1 protein-coding gene is annotated in these 810 nt (G+C 37.9%); it reads right to left on the bottom strand.

Annotated elements, in window-relative coordinates; genetic code table 11:
* Nucleotides 1–298: helix-turn-helix domain-containing protein (locus tag LI241_RS15490; RefSeq protein ID WP_227151466.1), on the bottom strand; the 298-nt coding region annotated here is incomplete at its 3' end.
* Between the last annotated feature and the right edge of the window lie 512 nt (nt 299–810).

Below are 810 nucleotides of genomic sequence, written 5' to 3' on the forward strand. Positions count from 1 at the left end.
AATCTAAGGAAACATTGAAGTCCTGTTCCCGTTTGATAATATCCATGATATATGGTTCGGTGTGGTCAATATACTTCCATTCTCCTGATAATAATTCATTGGGCGTTACTCCCAGCACGTCCATTATCTTTTCTAATGTGTCAAAGGTAGGATAATTCACACCCCGTTCAATCTTGGAAAGGCTCTGCATATTGATACCGATTTTATCCGCAAGTTCCTGTTGTTTCATTCCTCTGTGTTTTCTTATGGTCTGTATATTCTCTCCTAAGAAACTGATTTTCTTTTCGTAATGTTCCATAACTTAGTATAACCGCTCCTTTCGTTGCTTTTCTCGGTGTTTATAAGCATATCATACTTAATATTTATTAAAAAGTCAATCAAAACTTCTTGACAAGTAATTCTAATGGCGTTATTATCGTATTAGATAGGGTGATTAAGCACGCTAGGGTCAATCACACGCTTGAGTAAGCATAGAAAAGATGTATTTTCATTTTGATAGCATGAATAAGCATGGACTATCAGACCGAAAATAAGGTTTCTGACTGGGGCTGTTCCGTTTAGCCACGAGTCTTACAAGGCTCGTGAGCGTTAAGAACGGATCAGACACAGGAAGAAAGGGAACGCCTTTAGGCGTTCATAAAGGGCGTATATGTAACACCGCCCTGCGCATACATGTCATAGTACCTAGAAACTGTGATAAATAAAGGAAAAAACACGATTTTTACCCCGCAAAAAACGGGAAGTACGAAAGGAGTAATGCACTATAACTACACACAAAAATTTATCCGTTAAGATTGATTACATCAGCAT

The organism is Longicatena sp. 210702-DFI.1.196 (assembly GCF_020563125.1).
Lineage (GTDB): Bacteria > Bacillota_I > Bacilli_A > Erysipelotrichales > Erysipelotrichaceae > Longicatena > Longicatena caecimuris.